30 protein-coding genes and 1 pseudogene are annotated in these 19089 nt (G+C 57.9%); 19 read left to right on the forward strand and 12 right to left on the reverse strand.

Translation table 11 applies throughout. The annotated features are described in order from the left end of the window. Nucleotides 1-233: pseudogene (locus tag AC1DRJ_RS03640) on the reverse strand (LysE family translocator); the annotation flags it as partial. Between the two features lie 45 nt (nt 234-278). Here AC1DRJ_RS03640 and AC1DRJ_RS03645 point away from each other — a divergent pair. Next, nucleotides 279-1895 (forward strand): recombinase family protein, encoded by a 1617-nt coding sequence (locus AC1DRJ_RS03645; RefSeq protein ID WP_477800875.1) that lies wholly within the window; start codon nt 279-281, stop codon nt 1893-1895. A gap of 21 nt (nt 1896-1916) precedes the next feature. Further along, on the forward strand, nt 1917-2141 hold the full coding sequence (locus AC1DRJ_RS03650; RefSeq protein WP_477800876.1) for a hypothetical protein: 225 nt from the start codon (nt 1917-1919) through the stop codon (nt 2139-2141). Between the two features lie 23 nt (nt 2142-2164). On the opposite strand, the gene AC1DRJ_RS03655 is transcribed toward AC1DRJ_RS03650, so the two are convergent. The 8 genes from AC1DRJ_RS03655 to AC1DRJ_RS03690 all read right to left on the reverse strand — a co-directional run bounded on the left by AC1DRJ_RS03655 (nt 2165) and on the right by AC1DRJ_RS03690 (nt 7194). After that, nucleotides 2165-2326, reverse strand: coding sequence for a hypothetical protein (locus AC1DRJ_RS03655; protein WP_477800877.1), 162 nt, complete (start codon nt 2324-2326; stop codon nt 2165-2167). After that, complete coding sequence (locus tag AC1DRJ_RS03660; RefSeq protein WP_477800878.1) at nt 2319-2600, reverse strand: hypothetical protein; 282 nt, start codon at nt 2598-2600, stop codon at nt 2319-2321. Before AC1DRJ_RS03660 ends, AC1DRJ_RS03655 begins: the two co-directional genes overlap by 8 nt. 97 nt (nt 2601-2697) lie before the next feature. Next, nucleotides 2698-2988, reverse strand: coding sequence for a hypothetical protein (locus tag AC1DRJ_RS03665; protein WP_477800879.1), 291 nt, complete (start codon nt 2986-2988; stop codon nt 2698-2700). 15 nt (nt 2989-3003) lie between these two features. Further along, the gene (locus AC1DRJ_RS03670; protein WP_477800880.1) at nt 3004-5790 is read right to left on the reverse strand and encodes a toprim domain-containing protein; all 2787 of its coding nucleotides are present in this window, start codon (nt 5788-5790) and stop codon (nt 3004-3006) included. A 2-nt stretch (nt 5791-5792) separates the two neighbouring features. Then, on the reverse strand, nt 5793-6038 hold the full coding sequence (locus AC1DRJ_RS03675) for a hypothetical protein (RefSeq protein WP_477800881.1): 246 nt from the start codon (nt 6036-6038) through the stop codon (nt 5793-5795). Between the two features lie 72 nt (nt 6039-6110). Next, nucleotides 6111-6476: a hypothetical protein gene (locus tag AC1DRJ_RS03680; protein ID WP_477800882.1), complete on the reverse strand. Its 366-nt coding sequence runs from the start codon at nt 6474-6476 to the stop codon at nt 6111-6113. Next, nucleotides 6473-6952, reverse strand: a complete 480-nt coding sequence (locus tag AC1DRJ_RS03685; protein ID WP_477800915.1) for a YmfL family putative regulatory protein — start codon at nt 6950-6952, stop codon at nt 6473-6475. The genes AC1DRJ_RS03680 and AC1DRJ_RS03685 overlap by 4 nt, the downstream gene beginning before the upstream one ends. A gap of 29 nt (nt 6953-6981) precedes the next feature. Next, complete coding sequence (locus AC1DRJ_RS03690) at nt 6982-7194, reverse strand: DNA-binding protein (RefSeq protein WP_477800883.1); 213 nt, start codon at nt 7192-7194, stop codon at nt 6982-6984. An 84-nt stretch (nt 7195-7278) separates the two neighbouring features. Between AC1DRJ_RS03690 and AC1DRJ_RS03695 the strand changes: the two genes are divergently transcribed. Both AC1DRJ_RS03695 and AC1DRJ_RS03700 read left to right on the forward strand, forming a co-directional pair. Continuing rightward, the gene (locus AC1DRJ_RS03695; RefSeq protein ID WP_477800884.1) at nt 7279-7629 is read left to right on the forward strand and encodes a helix-turn-helix domain-containing protein; all 351 of its coding nucleotides are present in this window, start codon (nt 7279-7281) and stop codon (nt 7627-7629) included. Between the two features lie 102 nt (nt 7630-7731). Continuing rightward, nucleotides 7732-7917, forward strand: a complete 186-nt coding sequence (locus AC1DRJ_RS03700; protein WP_477800885.1) for a hypothetical protein — start codon at nt 7732-7734, stop codon at nt 7915-7917. A gap of 53 nt (nt 7918-7970) precedes the next feature. Here the strand turns inward: AC1DRJ_RS03700 and AC1DRJ_RS03705 are convergent, their stop codons facing one another. The 3 genes from AC1DRJ_RS03705 to AC1DRJ_RS03715 form a co-directional block, all read right to left on the reverse strand. After that, nucleotides 7971-8222: an Ogr/Delta-like zinc finger protein gene (locus AC1DRJ_RS03705; RefSeq protein ID WP_477800886.1), complete on the reverse strand. Its 252-nt coding sequence runs from the start codon at nt 8220-8222 to the stop codon at nt 7971-7973. 65 nt (nt 8223-8287) lie between these two features. Beyond that, nucleotides 8288-9166, reverse strand: a complete 879-nt coding sequence (locus AC1DRJ_RS03710) for a phage portal protein (RefSeq protein WP_477800887.1) — start codon at nt 9164-9166, stop codon at nt 8288-8290. Beyond that, nucleotides 9078-11141: a terminase large subunit domain-containing protein gene (locus tag AC1DRJ_RS03715; protein WP_477800888.1), complete on the reverse strand. Its 2064-nt coding sequence runs from the start codon at nt 11139-11141 to the stop codon at nt 9078-9080. Before AC1DRJ_RS03715 ends, AC1DRJ_RS03710 begins: the two co-directional genes overlap by 89 nt. Nucleotides 11142-11303: 162 nt before the next feature. Between AC1DRJ_RS03715 and AC1DRJ_RS03720 the strand changes: the two genes are divergently transcribed. The 15 genes from AC1DRJ_RS03720 (at nt 11304) to AC1DRJ_RS03790 (ending at nt 19088) form a co-directional block, all read left to right on the forward strand. Continuing rightward, the gene (locus AC1DRJ_RS03720; RefSeq protein WP_477800889.1) at nt 11304-12212 is read left to right on the forward strand and encodes a GPO family capsid scaffolding protein; all 909 of its coding nucleotides are present in this window, start codon (nt 11304-11306) and stop codon (nt 12210-12212) included. A 1-nt stretch (nt 12213) separates the two neighbouring features. Continuing rightward, nucleotides 12214-13230, forward strand: a complete 1017-nt coding sequence (locus tag AC1DRJ_RS03725; protein ID WP_477800890.1) for a phage major capsid protein, P2 family — start codon at nt 12214-12216, stop codon at nt 13228-13230. After that, nucleotides 13230-13946: a phage terminase small subunit gene (gene gpM, locus AC1DRJ_RS03730; RefSeq protein WP_477800891.1), complete on the forward strand. Its 717-nt coding sequence runs from the start codon at nt 13230-13232 to the stop codon at nt 13944-13946. The genes AC1DRJ_RS03725 and gpM overlap by 1 nt, the downstream gene beginning before the upstream one ends. A 99-nt stretch (nt 13947-14045) precedes the next feature. Beyond that, complete coding sequence (locus AC1DRJ_RS03735) at nt 14046-14507, forward strand: head completion/stabilization protein (protein WP_477800892.1); 462 nt, start codon at nt 14046-14048, stop codon at nt 14505-14507. Next, entirely contained in the window at nt 14504-14950 is a 447-nt protein-coding gene (locus AC1DRJ_RS03740) for a phage tail protein (RefSeq protein WP_477800893.1), read from the forward strand. Before AC1DRJ_RS03735 ends, AC1DRJ_RS03740 begins: the two co-directional genes overlap by 4 nt. Beyond that, nucleotides 14937-15620, forward strand: a complete 684-nt coding sequence (locus AC1DRJ_RS03745) for a phage virion morphogenesis family protein (protein WP_477800894.1) — start codon at nt 14937-14939, stop codon at nt 15618-15620. Before AC1DRJ_RS03740 ends, AC1DRJ_RS03745 begins: the two co-directional genes overlap by 14 nt. 11 nt (nt 15621-15631) lie before the next feature. Further along, on the forward strand, nt 15632-16747 hold the full coding sequence (locus tag AC1DRJ_RS03750) for a DUF2586 domain-containing protein (protein WP_477800895.1): 1116 nt from the start codon (nt 15632-15634) through the stop codon (nt 16745-16747). 6 nt (nt 16748-16753) lie between these two features. Next, nucleotides 16754-17203, forward strand: coding sequence for a phage protein (locus AC1DRJ_RS03755; protein WP_477800896.1), 450 nt, complete (start codon nt 16754-16756; stop codon nt 17201-17203). Then, a complete protein-coding gene (locus AC1DRJ_RS03760; protein WP_477800897.1) occupies nt 17203-17412 on the forward strand; it encodes a TraR/DksA family transcriptional regulator in 210 nt (69 codons plus the stop codon). Before AC1DRJ_RS03755 ends, AC1DRJ_RS03760 begins: the two co-directional genes overlap by 1 nt. Beyond that, a complete protein-coding gene (locus tag AC1DRJ_RS03765; RefSeq protein ID WP_477800898.1) occupies nt 17412-17804 on the forward strand; it encodes a D-Ala-D-Ala carboxypeptidase family metallohydrolase in 393 nt (130 codons plus the stop codon). Before AC1DRJ_RS03760 ends, AC1DRJ_RS03765 begins: the two co-directional genes overlap by 1 nt. Further along, nucleotides 17805-18035: a hypothetical protein gene (locus AC1DRJ_RS03770; protein ID WP_477800899.1), complete on the forward strand. Its 231-nt coding sequence runs from the start codon at nt 17805-17807 to the stop codon at nt 18033-18035. It begins immediately after the preceding gene. Next, complete coding sequence (locus tag AC1DRJ_RS03775) at nt 18025-18387, forward strand: DUF1353 domain-containing protein (RefSeq protein ID WP_477800900.1); 363 nt, start codon at nt 18025-18027, stop codon at nt 18385-18387. Before AC1DRJ_RS03770 ends, AC1DRJ_RS03775 begins: the two co-directional genes overlap by 11 nt. 1 nt (nt 18388) lies before the next feature. Beyond that, on the forward strand, nt 18389-18640 hold the full coding sequence (locus AC1DRJ_RS03780; protein ID WP_477800901.1) for a hypothetical protein: 252 nt from the start codon (nt 18389-18391) through the stop codon (nt 18638-18640). Next, nucleotides 18637-18924, forward strand: a complete 288-nt coding sequence (locus tag AC1DRJ_RS03785) for a putative phage tail assembly chaperone (RefSeq protein WP_477800902.1) — start codon at nt 18637-18639, stop codon at nt 18922-18924. The genes AC1DRJ_RS03780 and AC1DRJ_RS03785 overlap by 4 nt, the downstream gene beginning before the upstream one ends. Before the next feature lie 23 nt (nt 18925-18947). Further along, nucleotides 18948-19088 carry a DUF6890 family protein gene (locus AC1DRJ_RS03790; protein WP_033043937.1) on the forward strand — a complete coding sequence of 47 codons (141 nt, stop codon included), beginning with the start codon at nt 18948-18950 and terminating at the stop codon, nt 19086-19088. The last annotated feature ends 1 nt before the right edge of the window (nt 19089 follow it).

A 19089-nucleotide genomic window follows, 5' to 3' on the forward strand; every position in this document is an offset into this window, starting at 1 on the left:
GCCGCCGACAGCAACCCCGCGCAGCACCGATTGAAAATCCGCTTGCCACTCGGCTCGGCGAACCAGCGACGCATGTGCAGCCCCATAAAGGCGTACGCGCTGATCGCGATCCATTCCAGCATTAAAAACAATGCACCAAGCAGCGCAAATTGCGGTGTCACCGCGCGGGTCGGATCGACGAATTGGGGCAGGAAGGCGGTGAAGATCAGGATCGCCTTGGGATTCCCCGACGATGGGCCATATATACTTTGCCTTTTCGCGCTTTCCGGGGCCATCGCATGCCAACGAATGGGGCAAAAGTTTACAGCTACACGCGTTTCTCTGATCCGAAGCAGGCTTTAGGGCACAGCGCTGACCGCCAGCTTCAGTACGCCAAAGCCTGGGCCGCAGAGCGCGGCCTGACGCTGGATGAATCCCTGTCACTGAAAGACGAAGGGCTGTCTGCATTCCATCAGCGTCACATCAAACAGGGCGCGCTGGGGGTGTTCCTTCTGGCGGTCGATGAGGGGCGTATTCCCCCAGGTTCAGTGTTGGTCGTCGAAGGGTTGGACCGGCTGAGTCGGGCAGAGCCCATTCAAGCTCAAGCGCAACTGGCACAAATCATCAACGCGGGCATAACTGTTGTGACCGCCAGTGATGGAAGAGAATACAACAGGGAGAAACTCAAGGCTCAACCCATGGACTTGGTCTACAGCCTGCTGGTGATGATCCGTGCGCATGAAGAGAGTGATACGAAGAGCAAGAGAGTAAAGGCTGCGATTCGTCGGCAATGTGAAGGCTGGATGGCTGGTAACTACCGAGGATTGATACGCAATGGCGGTGATGCCAAGTGGCTGCGCTGGAACGGCACTATATGGGAGTTAATACCGGAGCGCGTCGAAGTCGTCATGTTTGCTATTGGAAAGTACAAAGAAGGACTTGGTGCCGATCGCACCTATCAGTTGATGTTAGAGCGTGGTTACAGCGTCAACACCGTGGGTATTAGTGCTCAACAGATTTATCGACTAGTTAAGTTGCCTACATTGAAGGGCACCAAACGGCTCTCTATTGATGGAGAGTATTTTGAGCTACCTGATTACTATCCGCGGCTGATGTCAGATGCGGAGTTTGATGAACTTCAGTTGTTGACGACACAACGCAGCCGGCGTCGGCCAAAGGGTGCGATTCCGGGTGTGGTTACTGGCATTGGAGTTACCTACTGCGGATATTGCGGTACAGCCATGACTGGCGTGAACCAAATGGTGAAGATCAAACCAGACGGGACACTACGCGACTGCAATCGCCGCTTGCTTTGTGTATCGAACATGAATGCTGCTGGGTGCAAGGCAGGAAGTATCAGTGTTGTGCCAGTTGAGCGAGCATTGATGGCGTACTGCTCTGACCAGGTCAATCTTCAGCGTTTGCAGGTACCGGCCTATGGTGGTCAGGACCTTCGTGTTCACTTGGTGAATGCCAGGAAAGTAGTTGACGATCTGGAGCGTCAGTTGTCCCGTGTGACCGAGGCGTTGTTAGCTGGGGAGAGCGATGGCGCTACGCCGATGGTTTTTGTCCGCAAAGCACGGGATCTGGAGGAGCAATTGCAGGGCGCGAAGACACAAGTCCAGCAGTCCGAGCGCGAGCTGGCAAGGGCAGCCTCACGTCAGAAGCCGGCAGACGCCAGGCTCTGGGCTGAACTCGCTGAAGCAGTCGACGGCCAAGAGGTAGAGTCCAGAGAGAAGGTCCGTCAATTGGTGATGGACACCTTCGAAAGGATCGTAATTTACATACGCGGGGTCGTGCCAGAGGGGCGCAAGTACATCGATGTACTGCTCATTGCCAGATCTGGCCAGCGTCGCTGGATGCGAATTGAACGCCGAACAGGTGTATGGGCGGCCGGTGTCGACCGCCCTGTATGATCAGGCTGAAAGCTTCTTGTTATGACCCTGTCCTGGCGGGGCGGTATGGACTACCAAGTGGCCATGTCCTTCCCAGAAGTTTTCCTGTACCTCAACACAGACGCGCCAGGCTGCCCAGGCAACATCATCACCGATGGCCAGAATGTTTCCATGCTCATCAACGATGGCTATGCGGGCGAGAACTCCTTCTGGGCCCGTGGCCTTGAAGCCGGTACTGACTGTCGCACTCAGAGTTGCGCCGTCTAGTATCGGATTGGGTAGAGCTACTTTCATGCGATCACCACTTTTTGAGGGCATTTGCACAAATCGCCTGCGTGACTTGCGGCTGCCCGGTCAGTCGTCAACACATCGAGATTGACCTCGAGCAGCACCTCGTAATCTTTCCAGGATTCACTCACTTTGAAGCGCTTGATATTAGTTTGCTCAGACATGATCTCGGTCCTGCAGCTGCTGGATAGAGTTGGTGGGAGTGGCAAGTACCTGGGCAATGACAAGCGCCTCGACATCAGTTAGGTCGCCCTGGGCTTGTGCCATGGTGGCCAGGGATTCGAGGCGGATCCGTGCATCGGGGGTTTTCCGAACCTGGTAATCAAACAGGGCGGTGCCGACGATCCGGATAGCCATTAGATGCCGCGCTGATTGAGTACCTTCGATTGCCAATGTGTTAGCCTTCGGGGCGCTGCTGCTTTGGTGCTGTGCTTGCATAGTGTTGCCCTCTGTGGTGGTTGGTGTCGGGGAGGTGCGAACTCCTCGGCACCCTTCATTTACCGGCCGTGCCGGCTTCAGAAACTGGTGGTTTGCCTTAGGCTTTACGCACCAGGTGAATTACCAAATCCTCAAGTACCCCTTCGTCATCGCAGGCCTGCCACTCCAGGACCGCCTGGACCTGTTCGCGTGAACAGTCCATGACGAGAATTTCCCCTTGGCCACCGCTGGCACGAACCTCAAGGATCTGTACCAGGCCGTCAGCACCATAGGCTTCGGCGAACACTGTTCTGCCCTCGTACCCAAGCTGGTTCATTACGGCGTTGATCCGGCGGATTTCGGAGATTGCGTGGTCTCGCTCATGCTCGGTAATCACTTGGATTTGCATGTATCTGTCTCCTGGTCAGGCCTTGAAAATCCAGCATTTGACGGTTGGGCAGCGGTTGATCATGGGGTTCTTGGCTGATTGCGCGGACCGCACTGCGCTGTCGACGGCCTTGTAGTCCAGGAACTTATGGCTGCGGGATTCCTTAAGCAGATCTTTCAACGAAGTGACGTCGGAGAGCTTCTGACGGTGTTCAGCAGCCCGCTCGGCAAACTCGTTGAGGTTGATCGCGATGATGTCCGAGTTCTTGCTGTGATTGACCAAGGGCTCGTCGTAGATCGATTCCAGGTAGTCATRCACCTGCCAAAATTCGGCAACAGCGCTGTGGTCCGCGTTGGTCGTGCTCTGTCGCTCTAGCGCCATCTCGACGATCTGCCGGCGCGTGGAGCTKACTTGCACTTCGGTCAGAGTGATGACTAGGCAGATGGTATCCAGCAGGGCGAACAACTGAGCGTGGTTTTTGATGATCCGTTCGACGCCGATGTAGCCCCGCAAACCGTTTCCGCACTTGCGGCAGGCACCATCACCGCCGAACTGGGTGTCGCAGGCGAAGCAATGTGTGTGCAGCCGGCGCAATTTGGCTTCGTGTTCAGGAAAGCGCTTGCTGAAAAGATCCATCACCTCGGACTCTTTGCGCACAGCCTGCAGAAGGAAGTGGCTCAGCGTGGTTCCGTCCAGGGCATTGAGCTTGTCAGCTGCAGCGCGGCTTTCTGGAGTGACAGTAGGGCGGATGAAGTGAAGTTTTACGATGCGGGTCATGATCGCTTCGTGAGCAACCACGGCAGCGTTCTGGCTGATAGCAATCGTGCCGCGAAACGGTGGCTCATAAGTTTCGTTGCCGGCAGTCTTCACGCCTTTGGTCGCCAGCGTGCCGCCCCCGAAAAAGTCTTTCAGCTCGTCCCATTCGAAGGTTTTGGCGTGCGCTTTATCTTCGCCATGACGATCGGCCTCTAGGAACACGACCGGCATCCCGGACACCTGTCCCATCAATCGTGACCGTCCAGCCTTGGTGGACTTCATCGGATCGAAACCCTCGTAGCCTTCACGCCCGAGCAGCTTCCACAGCAAATTGAGCAGGGTGGTCTTGCCGGCACCGGCTTCACCGGTGGCTTCCAGGAACGGGAACGACTGGTAGCGAGTGCGGATCTGCTCGCAGAACAACGAACCAAAGAAGAACAGCAGCGCAGCCAAACCTTGGGTGCCAAAGCAGATCCAGAGCAGCCGTAGCCATTCCTCGTCGTAACCTTTCGCATCGCGCTGCAGATGCACCGGCACGCCTTTTTGCAGCGTCTTCAGGCGCATTTTCCCGAACTCGAAATAGTCTTCGCTGTTCACCGGATAAACATTGCCTTCCTTGACGGCCACGTCACCGTAGATGTAGCAGCCGTATTCCTTGCTGTAGCCGACGTAGTCGATGGTAGAGACGGTTTTGATCCCATAGAGCTGGTCTTTCATGAGTTTGTCCAGTTGTTGGCCGCTACCGGTGTACATGGCGCCAGCAGCCATCCCGAGCAGTCGTTTTTTGAACTCGCTGGCGGCGGCGAGCTGGCCGCTGGTGAAGGTGTTCTTGACGCTGCCTGCGTCATGCGGAAAGTCCACACGCAGGTAGTACCAAGACTCATCGGTGACTTCATTCCGCTGGAAGTACAGGGCTTGCGGGTAGCAGTTGGCGATCTCCACAACGCTGCCGGATTGCTGTAGCGCTTTCTCACGCATTTGCGCTTGGTTCAGCAGCTGCTCATCGTGATTGTCGCTGTCCTCAAGGTCCTGGACGGCCCGGTTGTATTTCTCCATGTCCAACTTGAACCAATAGAGGCGGTTGCCGAAGCCCAGGTGGAATTCGCCGCGTTTGTTCCAGTCGTACATCAGTAACGCCTTTTCGGCGGCGCTTTCAGCGATCAGCAGCGCGCCCTGGTGGCGGATCTGTTTAACGTCAGTCGCGACCTGAGCTTCCCGTTTTTCATCACCGTCGATAAAAGCCCAGCGCTGATGCAGGTCGTTCCAGTCGACCTTGCGGCCGTCGCGTTGTGGGATCTGTGCTGCCTCACATATGAAGCCCATTTCCCGCGCTTGGCGGACCCAGCGTCGGGTGTATGTATGCGCACCAGGTTCGTTATCTAGAGCCCACACGAGCTTCGGCAACTTGTCGGTCCGATCGCGCAGCAATGCCTTCAGTGATTCTTCAGGGAACGCGTTCGAGGACATTGCCGACACGGCGGAAAGGCCGTTATGTACAAGTGCGATCGCGTCAAAGATGCCTTCAACAATCCAGATTTCTTTAACTTCGAGCAGGTCCACGCACGGTGGGCACCACCACACGCCACGGTATGTCTCACCTGGTTTGAAGCGGGCTTTCATTTTGCCGAAGCGCGCAGGCCGATCGATCAGACGTTCCCAATACCCGCCTTTCTCCAGGGCGAAACGCACCGTTGCACTGCCAGCCTGTTCATGGCTGGAGTAGAACGTCTCCTGGGTAAACCAACCGGCAATCAGCGAAATGTCGAAGCCGCGGGCAAACTCAAGGTAGGCCCGTGCTGTTGCCGTTGGTGCACTTTCTGTGGCTGGAGCTCGCTTGCTCCAGTCCTCAAACAGGTCGTCGTAAATCTCTTTTACATGCACCGTGTGGCCGCACTTTTCCTGCCGGCCACAAATCAACTGCCACGGGCTATCGAAGCGTGTGTACAGCTCTTTCTTGTTGCACTTAGGGCAGGTGCCGCCACGCATGTAATTGGTGGGGGCGCGGTGCTTCAGTCCGTAATCGGATTGGATGCGCTGCAGGACGTCGTGACGTAGATCGTCTCTCATGATTACTTCGCTGCCTTGAGGCTGAGGCCGAGGCTTTGGGTTAGGGCACCGATCAGGTGCTTTTGAGCCGCCATCACCGGGCTGTTGGCGAGAATTGATCCGTGGCGCAAGCCATCGGGAATCAGGCGGTACTGATCTGCGTACCAGAGGTCATTGAGGTTGAGACGGTATTGCTCACGCAGGTTGGCCAAGAGCGCTTGGGCCTGACCTGGTGTCAGTTTTGCGTTGATGTTCATGGCGTTTTCCATCGTCAAACCTCAATTTCGGGCGCAGCTCACCCAAACCCACGGGGGTGGGACAGGCGATTTAGTGGGTAGGTATTACGGTGCGGCTACGCGGAAACGACCGTTATCCGGTGCGTTGAGAATGCGTTCGTAGATCAGGCTGACAGGGACAGCCCAAGCGTTTCCGGTGGCGGGATCGATAATGACGGTGTGTGTCGACGTGCTGTTGATCATGTCCAATCGCTGCCGATCGCGGATTGCAGACATATCGCTGCTTGCCAGGTGCACAAGCTTTTCGGCGGTGGTCGTCAAGACGTCGTAGTCGGTCACCAAGTGCTGTACTGCACGGTCAAACAGCTGCTGATCGTCGCCCAGGTGCTCGCATTGGTGACGCTCCAGAAATGCGAGTGCAGCGGCTTTGAGCACGTCTTGGTATTCCTGTACTGCAGGCAGATTGTTCATTGAGCAACCCCGGATTTATTGCGGTACAGGTCGATGGCTGCCAGCACTTCGGCGTGACGTGCTGCCATGTGCAGGTTGTGGGCATTGAGGATGTGTTCCGCTTCGATTTCGGAAATACAACCGTCCGCCAACGCCTTTGCAATCTCTTGGTCAACACATCCACGCTTGGCTGCGACATGTACCGACAGGGTGTACATCTCCACGTTGTCCAAGCTCTCAGGATCCGCGACCGGAACGAACAATCCGCCATACATTGCCGCGATATACGTGGGGAGATGTTGAGTGCCAGCTTCCTGCTCCAGCTGGTAGAGCTGAGCATCTGATAGCGGGCGACTGTTGTTGTTTTCGTAAGCGTGGTTGTCAAATTTTTTCAGCGCCAAACCTATGCGCGCTGCAGCGCATTCCCGTCCACCTGGGTAACTACAGATAATGGCGCTGACAACTTCCCGGCGAGTCTTTAGAACTGAGCTTTTCATGTTCTGCTTTTCCCTGTGGCTCAGCGCCATTACTGTTCGATCACGCCGTCTTTGATACCAAGCAATACCGCGGCGCGATGTGCCTCCCCACGGCGACAATGGCTCTGGCCACTCAGCACCGCGTACACGGTGCTGGGATTCAGGTTGTGCAATTTGGCAAAGTCTTTCGCTGACTGACCGCGCTTCTCCAACGCGTCACGCGCTTGTTGTYGGGCTTGCTCGGTGATGGTCGTGTTGGGCATAGTGCAATTCCTTGCGTTTTCGTGTGATGACGAGCGCAGGATGTAGCAAAAAATTGCCAATGTAAATAAGCGAGTGGAAATAATTTGACTCTCTCCGAAGAGATTGGCGTTCGGCTTCGCCAACTGCGTGCCCAAGCAGGGCTTACACAAGATCAACTCGCTGAAAAACTTGGGGTCTCGAAACGGACTCAAGGAAATTATGAGTCTGGGGCCAGTGATCCCACGGCGTCGTATCTGAGCATGGCAGCAAGCCAGCTTGGTTTTGATGTGGGCTACATAGTGAATGGAGTCCCCGCGACGATGCCTAACGACTCGCTTTCTGAAGCGGAAGATCTGCTTGTCCGGCAGTACAGAAGCATCACGCCGTTTGACCAAGAAGCGATCCGTCGTTTTCTGAAAGCCATGGCTGACGATGCCACCCGCCAACGGAGTTGATCTGCAACAAAGCGTGTACGACATTCGTCTTACTCCCAGTACGAAAGCCTGCTCCAGCCCCAATAACGTCGATTCAGCAATGCACTTTATGGAGTAGTAAGCATGTTGGATCGCATGAACAATGAGCGCATTTGCGTTGATATCCCGGAATTCGAACAGCTCGGCCTGACTAAAACTGAACGGCGACTTATACGGCTGTACCGCCTGTTGAGTGAGCACGAGCAAATGCAATTTCGACGGCTATCGGAGCTATTAGCCACCACCCCAGAAGAGTCCGTCGGCAACTGATATCCCTCTCCCCGTAACCGATCGCCGACAATTCCGAGTCGGCGGTTTGCGCATCAAGCCACCGCCCCAAGCTGCTCAAACAGCTCGCGCTGTTTGGCCCTGGGCAAGTCCCGCAGATGGTCGAATAACATCCTTTCGAATGACTGAGCCGACGGGCTCAGCGTGTGTGAAAACGTCAGATTTGCCACCCATGTGTGCCCGCACTTTGCGTCGAGGCACTGGCAGTAAAGCTTGGCAAAATCCTCAGATAACTGGTCGCGCGATGCGATTCGACCTTTGTGTCCGCACTTGCATATAACTCGCATTGTGTCCCTCCCCAGGGCAGCCAATCGCCACTATAGTGCCACAATATGTAGTGGCATTCTCTTGGCTATGCACTTGATGCAGTGGAATCAACTGCTGATATCACTTCTCTCCAGGTGAATCGCCTGTCTTCACGCAGGGTGTCATTCAGCTGGTTAAACAGCTGGCAGATCGGTCGAATCTCGTTACTGGTGTACACGCGATCGATCTTTTCGATATCGCCAAAGCCCGCGCTGTTTTCCGGGATGATGCCGGCCAGCGCGGGGTTCATTCGCCAGGCGGCGATCACATCGTTGCGGGTGATATTCTTGACCTTCTCCAGTTCGTCCTTCGCTTGGAAGTCCCCGACCGGGATGATCTGAATCGCCTTTTCTGCACCGCCCGGGATGTTTACGAACATCGACCGGAAGTTACCCACACCCTTGCTCGCGCTGATCTGATCGCGCAGGGACTCTTCGTCTTCCTCAGTCAGGTTCGGGTCGTTGGTGTAGAAGATGTAGCCCGCGTGTGCGCCGTTGCTGTAGTAGCGGCGACGGAAGAGGGTAGCGGCCTCATTGAGCAACAACGCCTGCATGCCGCCCAAGTAGTCGGGCACGCCGTAGATGTTCTGTTCCACGTCGTAGTTCATGACGTGTTCGACTTCATCCTCTTCGAACTCCTCCTGCTTGCCGTCCGGCAGTAGCATCACAAACCCGCCACCAACCCTGACCCGCATGTTGATTGTTGGCAGGTGATCCATCTGCAGCACCTGGCCGAATGCATTGCGGTTGCGCCGGAAATACGCTTCGCCGAACACCATAAAATCCAAGCCTGCACTCCTCATGGTCTGGACTGAACAACCCTCCGACGCAATGAACTCACGCAGCAGTAGGTTGCGCTTGAACCCTGGAATGGCGCCGTGGTGAGCGTTGGCTCGCAGCAGTTTGGCCAGGCCTTGGCGTGACACTGGCGGCGTGTAGGTCTTTCCGTCGTGGGTGGCGAACACGCCCAGGTAATGTGCGATGTTCTCGGTCAGAACCTGTTCCGGTGCACCGAATGAAAACGCCCGCATCGGACCTGGTGCTGGTTTTTGCGGTTGGTTTTTTGCTGGTTTGCCCATGGGTGCTTGGTCCGCTGAGTGTGTAGCGGCTGCGCCGCTGTTTGTTGGTGTTGAGGGGTTCGTGGGCCAGGGCATGCATGATTGCCCAGGCGATGTCGGCGTGGCCGGAGGCATCGGTACGTGATGCGCTGTAGGTGACTTGGCCACCGCCAGTGGTGCCGCGCTTGATCGTCAGGAACGCTTGAGCGATGTCATTCCAGCCGGCGTCCCACTCGATCCGGCTGCCCTGAATCGTGTCCTGCGCCTTGAGTACCAGGGTGTTTTTGGTTTCGAGGCTGTAATGGATCGAAGTCGCACGCGGGTAGAAATCGCGCACCATGTCGAACACGCCGTAACCGATGCCGGTGGTGTCGATGCCGATGTGCTGGACGTTGAAGCGCTCGGTGAGTTTCTTGATCTGGTCGGCCTGGTACTTGAACGACTGCCCACGCCAGCTGTGTTTCTCCAGGATCCGGAACTTGCCGCCGTCCTCGAGCGGTGGGGCGATGACCACGCAGCTGGCATCGTCACGGGTGCGGCTGGGGTCGTAGCCAATCCAGACGGGGCTGTTGCCGAAAGGGCGCGGATCGTCGGGGTCGTAGTCGGTCCACAACGATTGGTCGGAGTAGCAGCGCTCCAGATCAGCCAGGGAAAAGGCGCTTTGCGTGCTGTCGATGAACTTGCACATGAACAGCTGCTGAAATTTGTCCTCGTCGTACTCCAACTGCAGCTGCTCGAGGTCGAACAGATCGCAGCCGCCGGAAATGGCGTCGAGGATCGTGATGACCTTGCGCCATTGCCCGTCCGGACACAGCGATCCAGCCGCAGCTTGGGCTTCGCTGGGCCATGGGTCTTTGGCGTTCTTGCGTTTGCTGTTGCGGAATTTCTCGCCGGTCCAGAACGGGTACGCCTGGTGCGACACTGCGCTGGGCGTGGAGAAGTAAGTCTTGCGCCACTTTTTGTGGGTGGCCATGGCACTGGCGACGGTGTTCAACTTCTCGAAGTCGCGGATCCAGAAGTACTCGTCCACGTAAACGTGGCCATGGTGACCCTGGGCGGTGCTGCTGTTGGTGCTGAGAAAGCGCAGCTCGGCCCACGGTTTGCCGTCTTTACTCAATACGATCGGGTTGCCCGTCAGCTCCAGGCCAAACCACTCCTGGGCGAATGACACGATGTAGCTGCGGAAAATCTCGGACTGGGCTCGACTGGCCGACAGGAAAATCTGATTGTCACCGGTCAGGACCGCGTCCATGAACGCTTCGCCGGCGAAGTAATAGGTCAGCCCCACCTGGCGGCTTTTGAGGATGTTGCGGATCCGACTCGTCAGGGTGTTCTGTTTCGCCGCGAACAGCTCTTTCTGGTAGCCGTACATTTTGCTGATGAACTTGTCGAGAAAGTCGACCTCAGTCAGCTCGCCGACCTCGTTTTTGGCCTTCTTCTCGCGCTTCTTTCCACCCTTGTCGTTGCGATCGCCTCGATCCCGACGCTCATTGCGTTGTCCTTCTCGGCGCTGGCCATCGTCCGCCGGCGGATCGCCGATCGGCGCCGGTACCAGTTTCACGGATTGCTTCAACAGTCGATCGCGGATAGTCGTGAGGCGGTCGAGCTCGTCCAGGTCGCCCTTTGTCAGCGACGTGACTTTGTCCAGGAGCAGGGTAATTCGCCGGCCAACGGCAGTCAGCGGTTCTTCATCCGACAGCATGTCGTCCCACTCACCCTGGCGGATCCAGTAGTAAACGATCCGGATGTTGGGCAGGGATAACTGCGCCTGAATTTCACGCGGCTTACAGCGGCGTAAATAAAGGCGTTTGGCGGCTTCTTTAAGTTCGGGGGCGTATGGCATGACCGCAGTCTATGCGTCGAAAACGTGGGAAACGCGGGGTTAAATTCCGCAATTCACCTAGATCGTGAATATAGGAGAAGCGCTCAAGACAACCGTTTGTTAGAGGGGCAATCGGCCCATATCGTGGGGCCTCAAATCACCGATTGAGCGCAGTTATCGCCCATGCCCCGTTCTCTTGTTTCGTACTGGAAACGTGTCGCCACCAGCGGCRCCACCGCTGATGGTCGCGAGATCCTTCCCCAGGAACTGCGTGATATCGCTGAGACCTACAGCCTCGCCAAATACACGGCAGTGATCTGGTCTGAGCATGAGCGTTGGGCTGGATCCTACGGCACCGTTTTCGCGGTACGCCTAGTAGAAGAAGCCGACGACCTTGAACCAGGCCAGGTCGGTTTGGAAGCCCAGCTTAAGCCCAATGACAAACTGCTTTGCCTCAACGACCAAGGCGAAAAGCTGTTCACCAGCATCGAAATCACCCCGAACTTCGCAAACAGCGGCAAAGCCTATTTGTCCGGCCTTGCCGTGACCGATTCGCCGGCCAGCCTGGGCACCCAGGAGCTCTACTTTTCCCGCAAAACCGGCGAGCCCGTGCATTACGCCGCGTCTGTCCCTCTTGGCGTGCTGGGTGATGAGGAGCCCAAAGGCGAGATTGGCATGTTGACCAACATGCTAACCCGTCTGTTCAAGCGCTTCGCTGCTGAAGACACCTCCACCGAAACGACCCAGACCACCCCCACCGAGAGCAAACCCCCAATGGATGAAGCTACAGCCAAGGCTTTGAAGGCCTTGATCGAACAACTCGGCCTTGTCGTCACCGGCCTCGCCGCTGTTATCGAGCCCGCGACTGCGGAAGTCGAGGAGCCAGTTGTAACTGAAGTCGATGACGTAGAAGCCGCCGTCGACGCGATCGTGACTCAGGCCGAAGCGGATCGTGAATTCGCCAAGAAAGGCAGCGACAGCAAGCGTCTCGATCGTATTGAAGCGCTGCTTGAAAAGGCCTTCAACACCACCACCGGTTTGCCACTGCCGAAAACCGCCGGTTCCCTCGACATCAAAAAGCGGGTGCTGTGACATGAGCCAGCAATCTTTAAGTAATCGTGCTCTGAAGCAATACGCAGCCCTGCGTGAGGCCATCGCCGAGACCTACAGCGTCGACGTGACTCGCCAGTTCAACGTCGAGCCGAGCATTGCCCAGGAACTGAACGACAAGATCACCGAACGCGCCGACTTCCTCGAACGCATCAACGTCGTGCCGGTCACCGAGATCAAGGGCCAGAAGGTCATGTTCGGTGTGAATGGTCCTGTGACCAGTCGTACCAACACCAAGACCACCGATCGCGAAGCCAAAGACGTTTCCGACCTGAATGGCCTGGACTACGAACTGTTTGCCACTGAGTCTGACGTCGGTTTGCCGTTCGCCAAAATCGACAGCTGGGCCAAGTTCCCGGACTTCGCCGATCGCTACTCGGCGGCCGTGCAGAAGCAAATTGCCCTCGATCGCATCATGATCGGTTGGCACGGTGTAACCGCCGCCATCCAGACCAACCTGGCCACCAGCCCGATGCTGCAGGACGTCAACAAAGGCTGGCTGCAGATTGCTCGCGAGCAGATCCCTGAGCAGGTTTTGGAGGAAGGCGCCGTCGATGGGAAAATCACCCTCGGCACTGGCGGCGACTACGAAAACCTCGACGCCCTGGTGCACGACGTCAAGCAGATGATCAGCTCGGTTTTCCGTGACGGCGGCGACCTGATTGCCATCGTGGGCAGTGATCTGCTGGCCGCTGACAAGGCCAAGCTGTATTCCAACCAGGCTGGCAAACCCACCGAGAAGGAGCGCATCGAAAGTGCCCAGGTCATTGCGACCTATGGCGGTCTGCCGACCTTCACCGTGCCGCACTTCCCGGTCAATGCCGTGGTCGTCACCAGCTGGGACAACCTGTCGATCTACTTCCAGGACAGCAGCTGGCGCCGTCACCTGCTGGAGAACCCGAAGCGCTCCCGCGTCGAGGATTACAACGGCCGGAACGAAGGTTATGTGATCGAGCAGTTGGAGAAATTCGCGGCTGCTGAAAACGTGGAACTGATCTGATGAGCCTGGCACTGGCGCACAAGCGTCGCGTTCAAGCCGAAGGTCCAGCCGCAGCTGTGCGCGCCGGTGCCGAAACGGCGGTGTATTCCGCCGCCACCGCGCTCTCCAGCCCAGCAAACGGCAAGAAGCACTTGAAGCTGATGGAAGACGCCCTGACTCAGGATCTGGAGCGCCTTGGTGCAATCAACAGTCGAGAACTGCGTCAGCAACTCAAGCGTGACGAGCTGCTGCCCAAGTACCTGGACTATGTGCAGCGCTACCGCGATTCCGGATTGAGTTTCCAGAACTCGGTAGTGATGCAGGTCCTGGTCTGGCTGTTCGACACCGTGCAGTTTGAGGCCGGTTTTGACTTGGCAAACTTTGCCATGGACCAGGGCCAAGTAATGCCGATCCGCTTCAGACGTGATGTGCCGACCTTCGTCGCCGACTCGGTGATTGAGTGGGCTGAGGCCGAACAGAAGGCTGGTCGAAGCCCTGAGCCATACCTGTCCGACCTATTGCCGCGTGTCGATGGCGAATGGCGGCTCACCGAGCAGATTCCGGCCAAGTACCACAAGTTGATCGGCATTCGCGCAATGGCTACCAAAGACTGGGCGAAAGCTATTGCCCACTTTGAACGCGCCACTGAGCTGCACGCGGCTGTCGGTGTTGGTACCCGCCTGGAAGGGGCTCGCAAGGCCCTGGCAAAAGAACTGGCTGAGAAAGCCCCCGAATAACCGACTACCCCCCCCGGCGAGAAACTGTGGATGTGAGCCAACCATTTATGGCCCTGACCCACTGAAACAGTTTTCCCGCCCCTATTTGAGTGCCCAGCAATGAGCTTTTCCGGGAAACCCACCACCTTTGTGGAACAGGCGATCGAGAACGACGGCTTCTGGCCGAACCTCTCTGTGACCGAGTTCCAGAAGGGGTACCGCCTGCCGGCGGAGTACCTGGTTGAGATGCTGGTCACTGATTTGACCACCGCGATGATCGAGGTCAATCGAGATCTGGCCAAGCTCAAAGGCCAATGGCAGAACTCGGGCGTCACCAGCGTGGAATCTGCTGACCCTATGGTGCTGCCGGAGCGCACATTTCACGCAGCGACGTACAAACGCGCCGTGTATTGCCGTGCCAAGGCCAGTTTACTGACTCAGTTTGCCACCGTTACCCGCCGTGAAAGTGCAGAAAACACCGCCAAGGAATTGCCCGAGCGCGGCGAAACCTTTCTTGAATTCAGCCAGCAGTCCGTTCGTTCACTGCAGGGCCGTGGCCGAATTACGGCGGTACTCCTGTGATCAAACTCCGTGCCCTCACCACGTACCTGATCGAGCGCCGCCTGGTTGAGCCTGAACAGCTCGACAGCTGGACCGACCAGGTGAACCTAGAACTGATCTGGAAAGACGATCTCGGCGGCCTGCACATGGGTGACATGCGTTACAGCGCCACGATCGCTCTGGAGCGTTTCGCCGATCACCCGGGGCGCCTGATGGCGTTGGTGGGCAGTTGGCTGGAGGGCAACGACCAGGACCGCGACGAGCTGCCGTCGCCGAAATTCGACATCACCATGCTCGACAACGACCTGGCCGACGTGGACATCACTCTCGAATTCAACGAACCGCAATACCTGGCCGAGGATCCCGCCGGCGAGATCGATGCCTTCGGCAAGACCTGGGCGTTTGTTCCGTTCGACTTGTGGATTGCCGAGCATGGCGAGGTGGCGAGCTATGGCAGGGCGTAGCACCTTCGAACTCGATGCCCGGGGCTATCTGGGCGTACGCGAGCAGCTGGCGTTGCTCAGCCTGCCGCCACAACTGCGCCGCCGCCTGCTGAACAACGTCACCAAGCGCGTGCGGACGATGAGCCGTCAGCGTGTGCGCGCTCAACAGAACCTCGACGGCACACCGTTCGACGCGCGCAAAGGCACTGGCAAGGGCAAAAAGAAGATGGAAGTAGGGTTGGCCAAGTTGATGTTGGTCACCCGCGTCAGCGCTGATGAAGCCGAGCTGGGTTGGCGTAATGCCCTGACCAGTTGGGTTGCGGCGCAGCAGCACAACGGCGTCAGCGAACGTCGCACCGCCGCGCAGATGAAGCGCTGGAACAACGTTCCCGCCGGTCTGGCCGCCACGGAAAAGCAGGCCAAGCGCCTGCGTCGACTGGGCTTCAAAGTTCGCCAGGAAGGCAAGAAAAGCTTGTCCCGACCATCCGTGGCCTGGATTCAAGAACATGTGAACTACGCCAAGGCCGGCCTGCTGATCCGCATCCTGGACGACGAGAAAACCGAGAGCAGTGGCGCGCAGAGCTGGGAAATCACCTTGCCCAAGCGCCAGTTCATTGGCGTCAGCACTGAACGAGACACTGGCTTGCTGCTGAACCAGGTGCTCCAACAAATCCTTAATTCACCCCGCTAACGAGGCACTGCATGGCACTTGGCAAAGTCAGCGTCAACAATCTCAATCTGGGCCAGGGTGCCGTGACTGAGATCGAACGCTATTTCCTTTTCATCGGTCCCGGCGCGAAGAGCATCGGGCAACTAATCCCCCTGAACACCGACAGCGACTTGGACAGCGCCCTGGGCATTCCTGCCAGCGAGCTGAAAACCCAGATCACTGCCGCCAAACTGAACGGCGGCGATCGCTGGGCATGCCTGGCCGCGCCGATCGCTGCGGATGGTGAGTGGTCCGAAGCACTGGAATACGCCCAACAGCAGGGCTTTTCGGTGGAAGCGGTAGTGATCACCAAACCGGTGACCACGGCTGCACAGCTGTCGGCCATGCATGACGCAGCCATCGCACTGAACAATGTCTACGGCCGGCGGGCTTTCGTGATGGCGGCGAGTGCCGGCATCACTGCGCTGCAGACGTGGGACCAATACTTGATCGAGCAGCGTGTCATCACCGCAAGCGTGGCGGCGCCGCGCGTACTGGTCGTGCCTCAGTTGCACGGGAATGACCTGGGCGTGCTGGCTGGCCGCTTGGCGAACGCAGCGGTGAGCGTTGCTGATAGCCCCATGCGTGTGGCCTCCGGTGCCGTTCTGGGCTTAGGCGCAATCCCTGCCGACCTCGACGGCGTTCCACTGCCATCGGCGATCCGTTCCGAGCTGGATAAGGTGCGTTTCTCTGTATCGCAGACCTATCCCGACTACCCGGGTGTGTTCTGGGGCGACGGCAACATGCTCGACGCACCGGCGAGTGACTTCCAGGTGGTGGAGTACTTGCGCTTGGCTGACAAAGCCGCTCGCCAGGTGCGCCCGCTACTGATCCGCCGCGTGGCCGATCGCCGACTGAACAACACCCCCAACAGCATGGCCGCTGCAATCAGTGCGCTGATGAAGCCACTGCGCCAGATGGCCAAGTCCGCCACGTTCGCCGGCCAAGTGTTCCCTGGTGAGATCGAGGCGCCCAAGGACGGCGACATCGTCCTGGTGTGGCTCAGCAAAACCAAGGTCGAGCTCTACATCAAGATCCRGCCGCTCAACTGCCCGAAAGACCTGACGGCCAACATCGCCCTCGACCTTTCCAACGACGATTCGGAGTAACCCCCTATGTCACGTATTGGCGGCAAGAACTTTGACGTGAACCTGGGCGATCTGCTGGTTCACATCGAGAGCTGCACCATCGATATCACGGACAACACCGCCGTGGCCCAGAGCCGGGGCGTACCCAATGGGCACGTAGACGGTGACGTGGCAGCCAGCGGGGAGATGGAGTTCGACACCAGCAATTTCAATCTGCTGATTGAAGCCGCACGCACCGCCGGCAGCTTTCGCGAACTTGAACCGTTCGACGTGGTGTTCTTCGCCAAGGCTGGAGAGGAGGAGCTGCGCGTTGAGGCATTCGCCTGCAAGTTGACGGTGTCCAGCCTGCTGAGCGTAGACCCGAAAGGCGGTGAAAAATCCAAGCACAAGGTGCCGTTTAACGTCACCAGCCCGGACTTCATTCGCATCAATGGCGTGCCATATCTGGCCGCAGCCGAGATCGAGGGCCTGCGCTAATGGTGTGCCCGTTCGATCGTGCCCAGGCGCTGGAACAACGCCAGCGTGAACAGGCGATTACCGCCCAGCTCGCCAAGGCACGTCCGATCGGGCCCAGCCGCAGCCACTGCCTGGACTGTGACGAGCCAATCCCTGAGAAGCGCCAGGCGCTGGGCGGCATCGCTCGCTGCACGCCCTGCCAATCCATTTTCGAGCAAGGACAACGCTGATGAACCTCATCACCTGGCCGTACTTCGCCGCGGCTGAATTGCGCTGCAAGTGTGGCAAGTGCAACAGCACCGGCGCCGAGATGGATCCGGCGTTCATGGCCGAGCTGGTGACCCTGCGTCAGCAGTTTGGCCGGCCCATGGCGCTCAGCAGCGCTTATCGCTGCCCGAAACACCCGGTGGAAGTGAACAAGCCCGCACCAGGTGAGCACTGCACCGGCTTGGCGGTTGATGTGCGCTGCCGTGGCGAAGATGCGGTGGTGATCCTGCGTCTGGCCATGAACCTGAAGTTCACCCGCTTCGGTATCAGCCAGCGTGGCAATTCTCGTTTTCTGCACCTGGGTATGGCGCCCGCCGGTGGCCGATTCCCCAGTCCTGCGATCTGGAGTTACTGAATGCGCCGTTATCAAACCCACGCCCTTGTTGCCCTGGGCGCTGCACTGTTGGGCAGCCAACTGGAGAACATCGCCATCGCGTTAGATCGGTCGTACGGCGAGGAAGTCGCGCTCATCACCAAATCGTATTGCGGGGCGCCGGAGAGCCTGCGTGTCGCACTTCGCGAAGTGATCGATGTCAGCGCAGCGCCGAACAAAATCCGTGTGGAGTGCGCCGCCGATGCCCTTTAGAAGCGACCTGATCATCAAGGCTGTGAACGGTTCGGCGTTGTGGGATCTGGTCCGGCCGCTGTTCTTCGTGACTGCCGACGGTCGGTCGGTGACGGTGCCAGCAGGCTATCGCACGGATCTGGCCAGCGTTCCACGTCCTGTGTGGTGGCTGGTACCACGTGACGATGAACTGGCCCGCCGGCCCGCCGTGTTGCACGACTACATCTACACCAACCTAACCCGAAAATTCACCAAAGCCGAAGCCGATCTGGTGTTTTACCAGGCCCTCCAAGAAGAGGGCATGCATAAGGCTCTGGCCTGGCTGATGTACAGCGCGGTCCGCATCGGCGGCCGTGGCAACTGGAGCGCCTGACATGGAAATGCTGGAGAGACTGATGGCCTTGATGCCCGAGCTGCTATTGACCGCTGTGATCGGCTTCCAGGCCTTTCTGTTTCGCCAGGTCAGCGAAGCCCGCCGTGAGCACCTGGAGCTGCGTGTGGAAATCGCCCAGAACTACCCGCGACACAACGACATCGAGCGCGCACTGGACAAGCTGGAAAGCAACCTGCGTCAGCAGCTCGAAGCCCACTTTAGAACCCTTAACCAACGGATCAGCACCCCATGAGCGAAAAACGCGATATCACCCTCGAAGTCGGCGAAAAAGAATTCACCTTCACCCTGACGCCGCAGGACGTGACCAAGTACTTCAACGCCATGACCGCAAACAACAAGGTCGCACCGTCTCACAACCTGCTGAGCAACACCGTTGTGGCCGACCAGCGCGCCGATCTGCGCACGTTGCTGGCCAACCCGGTGATGACCATGCAGATCGCCGGTGCCCTGCTCGAGGAGTACGCGCCGGACGTTGAAATCATCGTAAAAAAGCACTCAACCACGCTGAGCGCCTGAGCGAGGACGGCCTAGGCCAACTGATGGCCTTGTCCAGTCGCTGGCTACCTGGTCAAGAGCCCACACCCGAGGTGATGGGCACGGCCAAGTGGCTGGAAGACGAACACTGGAAACGCATGGAAATCGCCGTAGCAAACGGTATCGCCCATGCACTGAACGGATAAA

Source organism: Pseudomonas sp. P5_B2 (assembly GCF_056400445.1).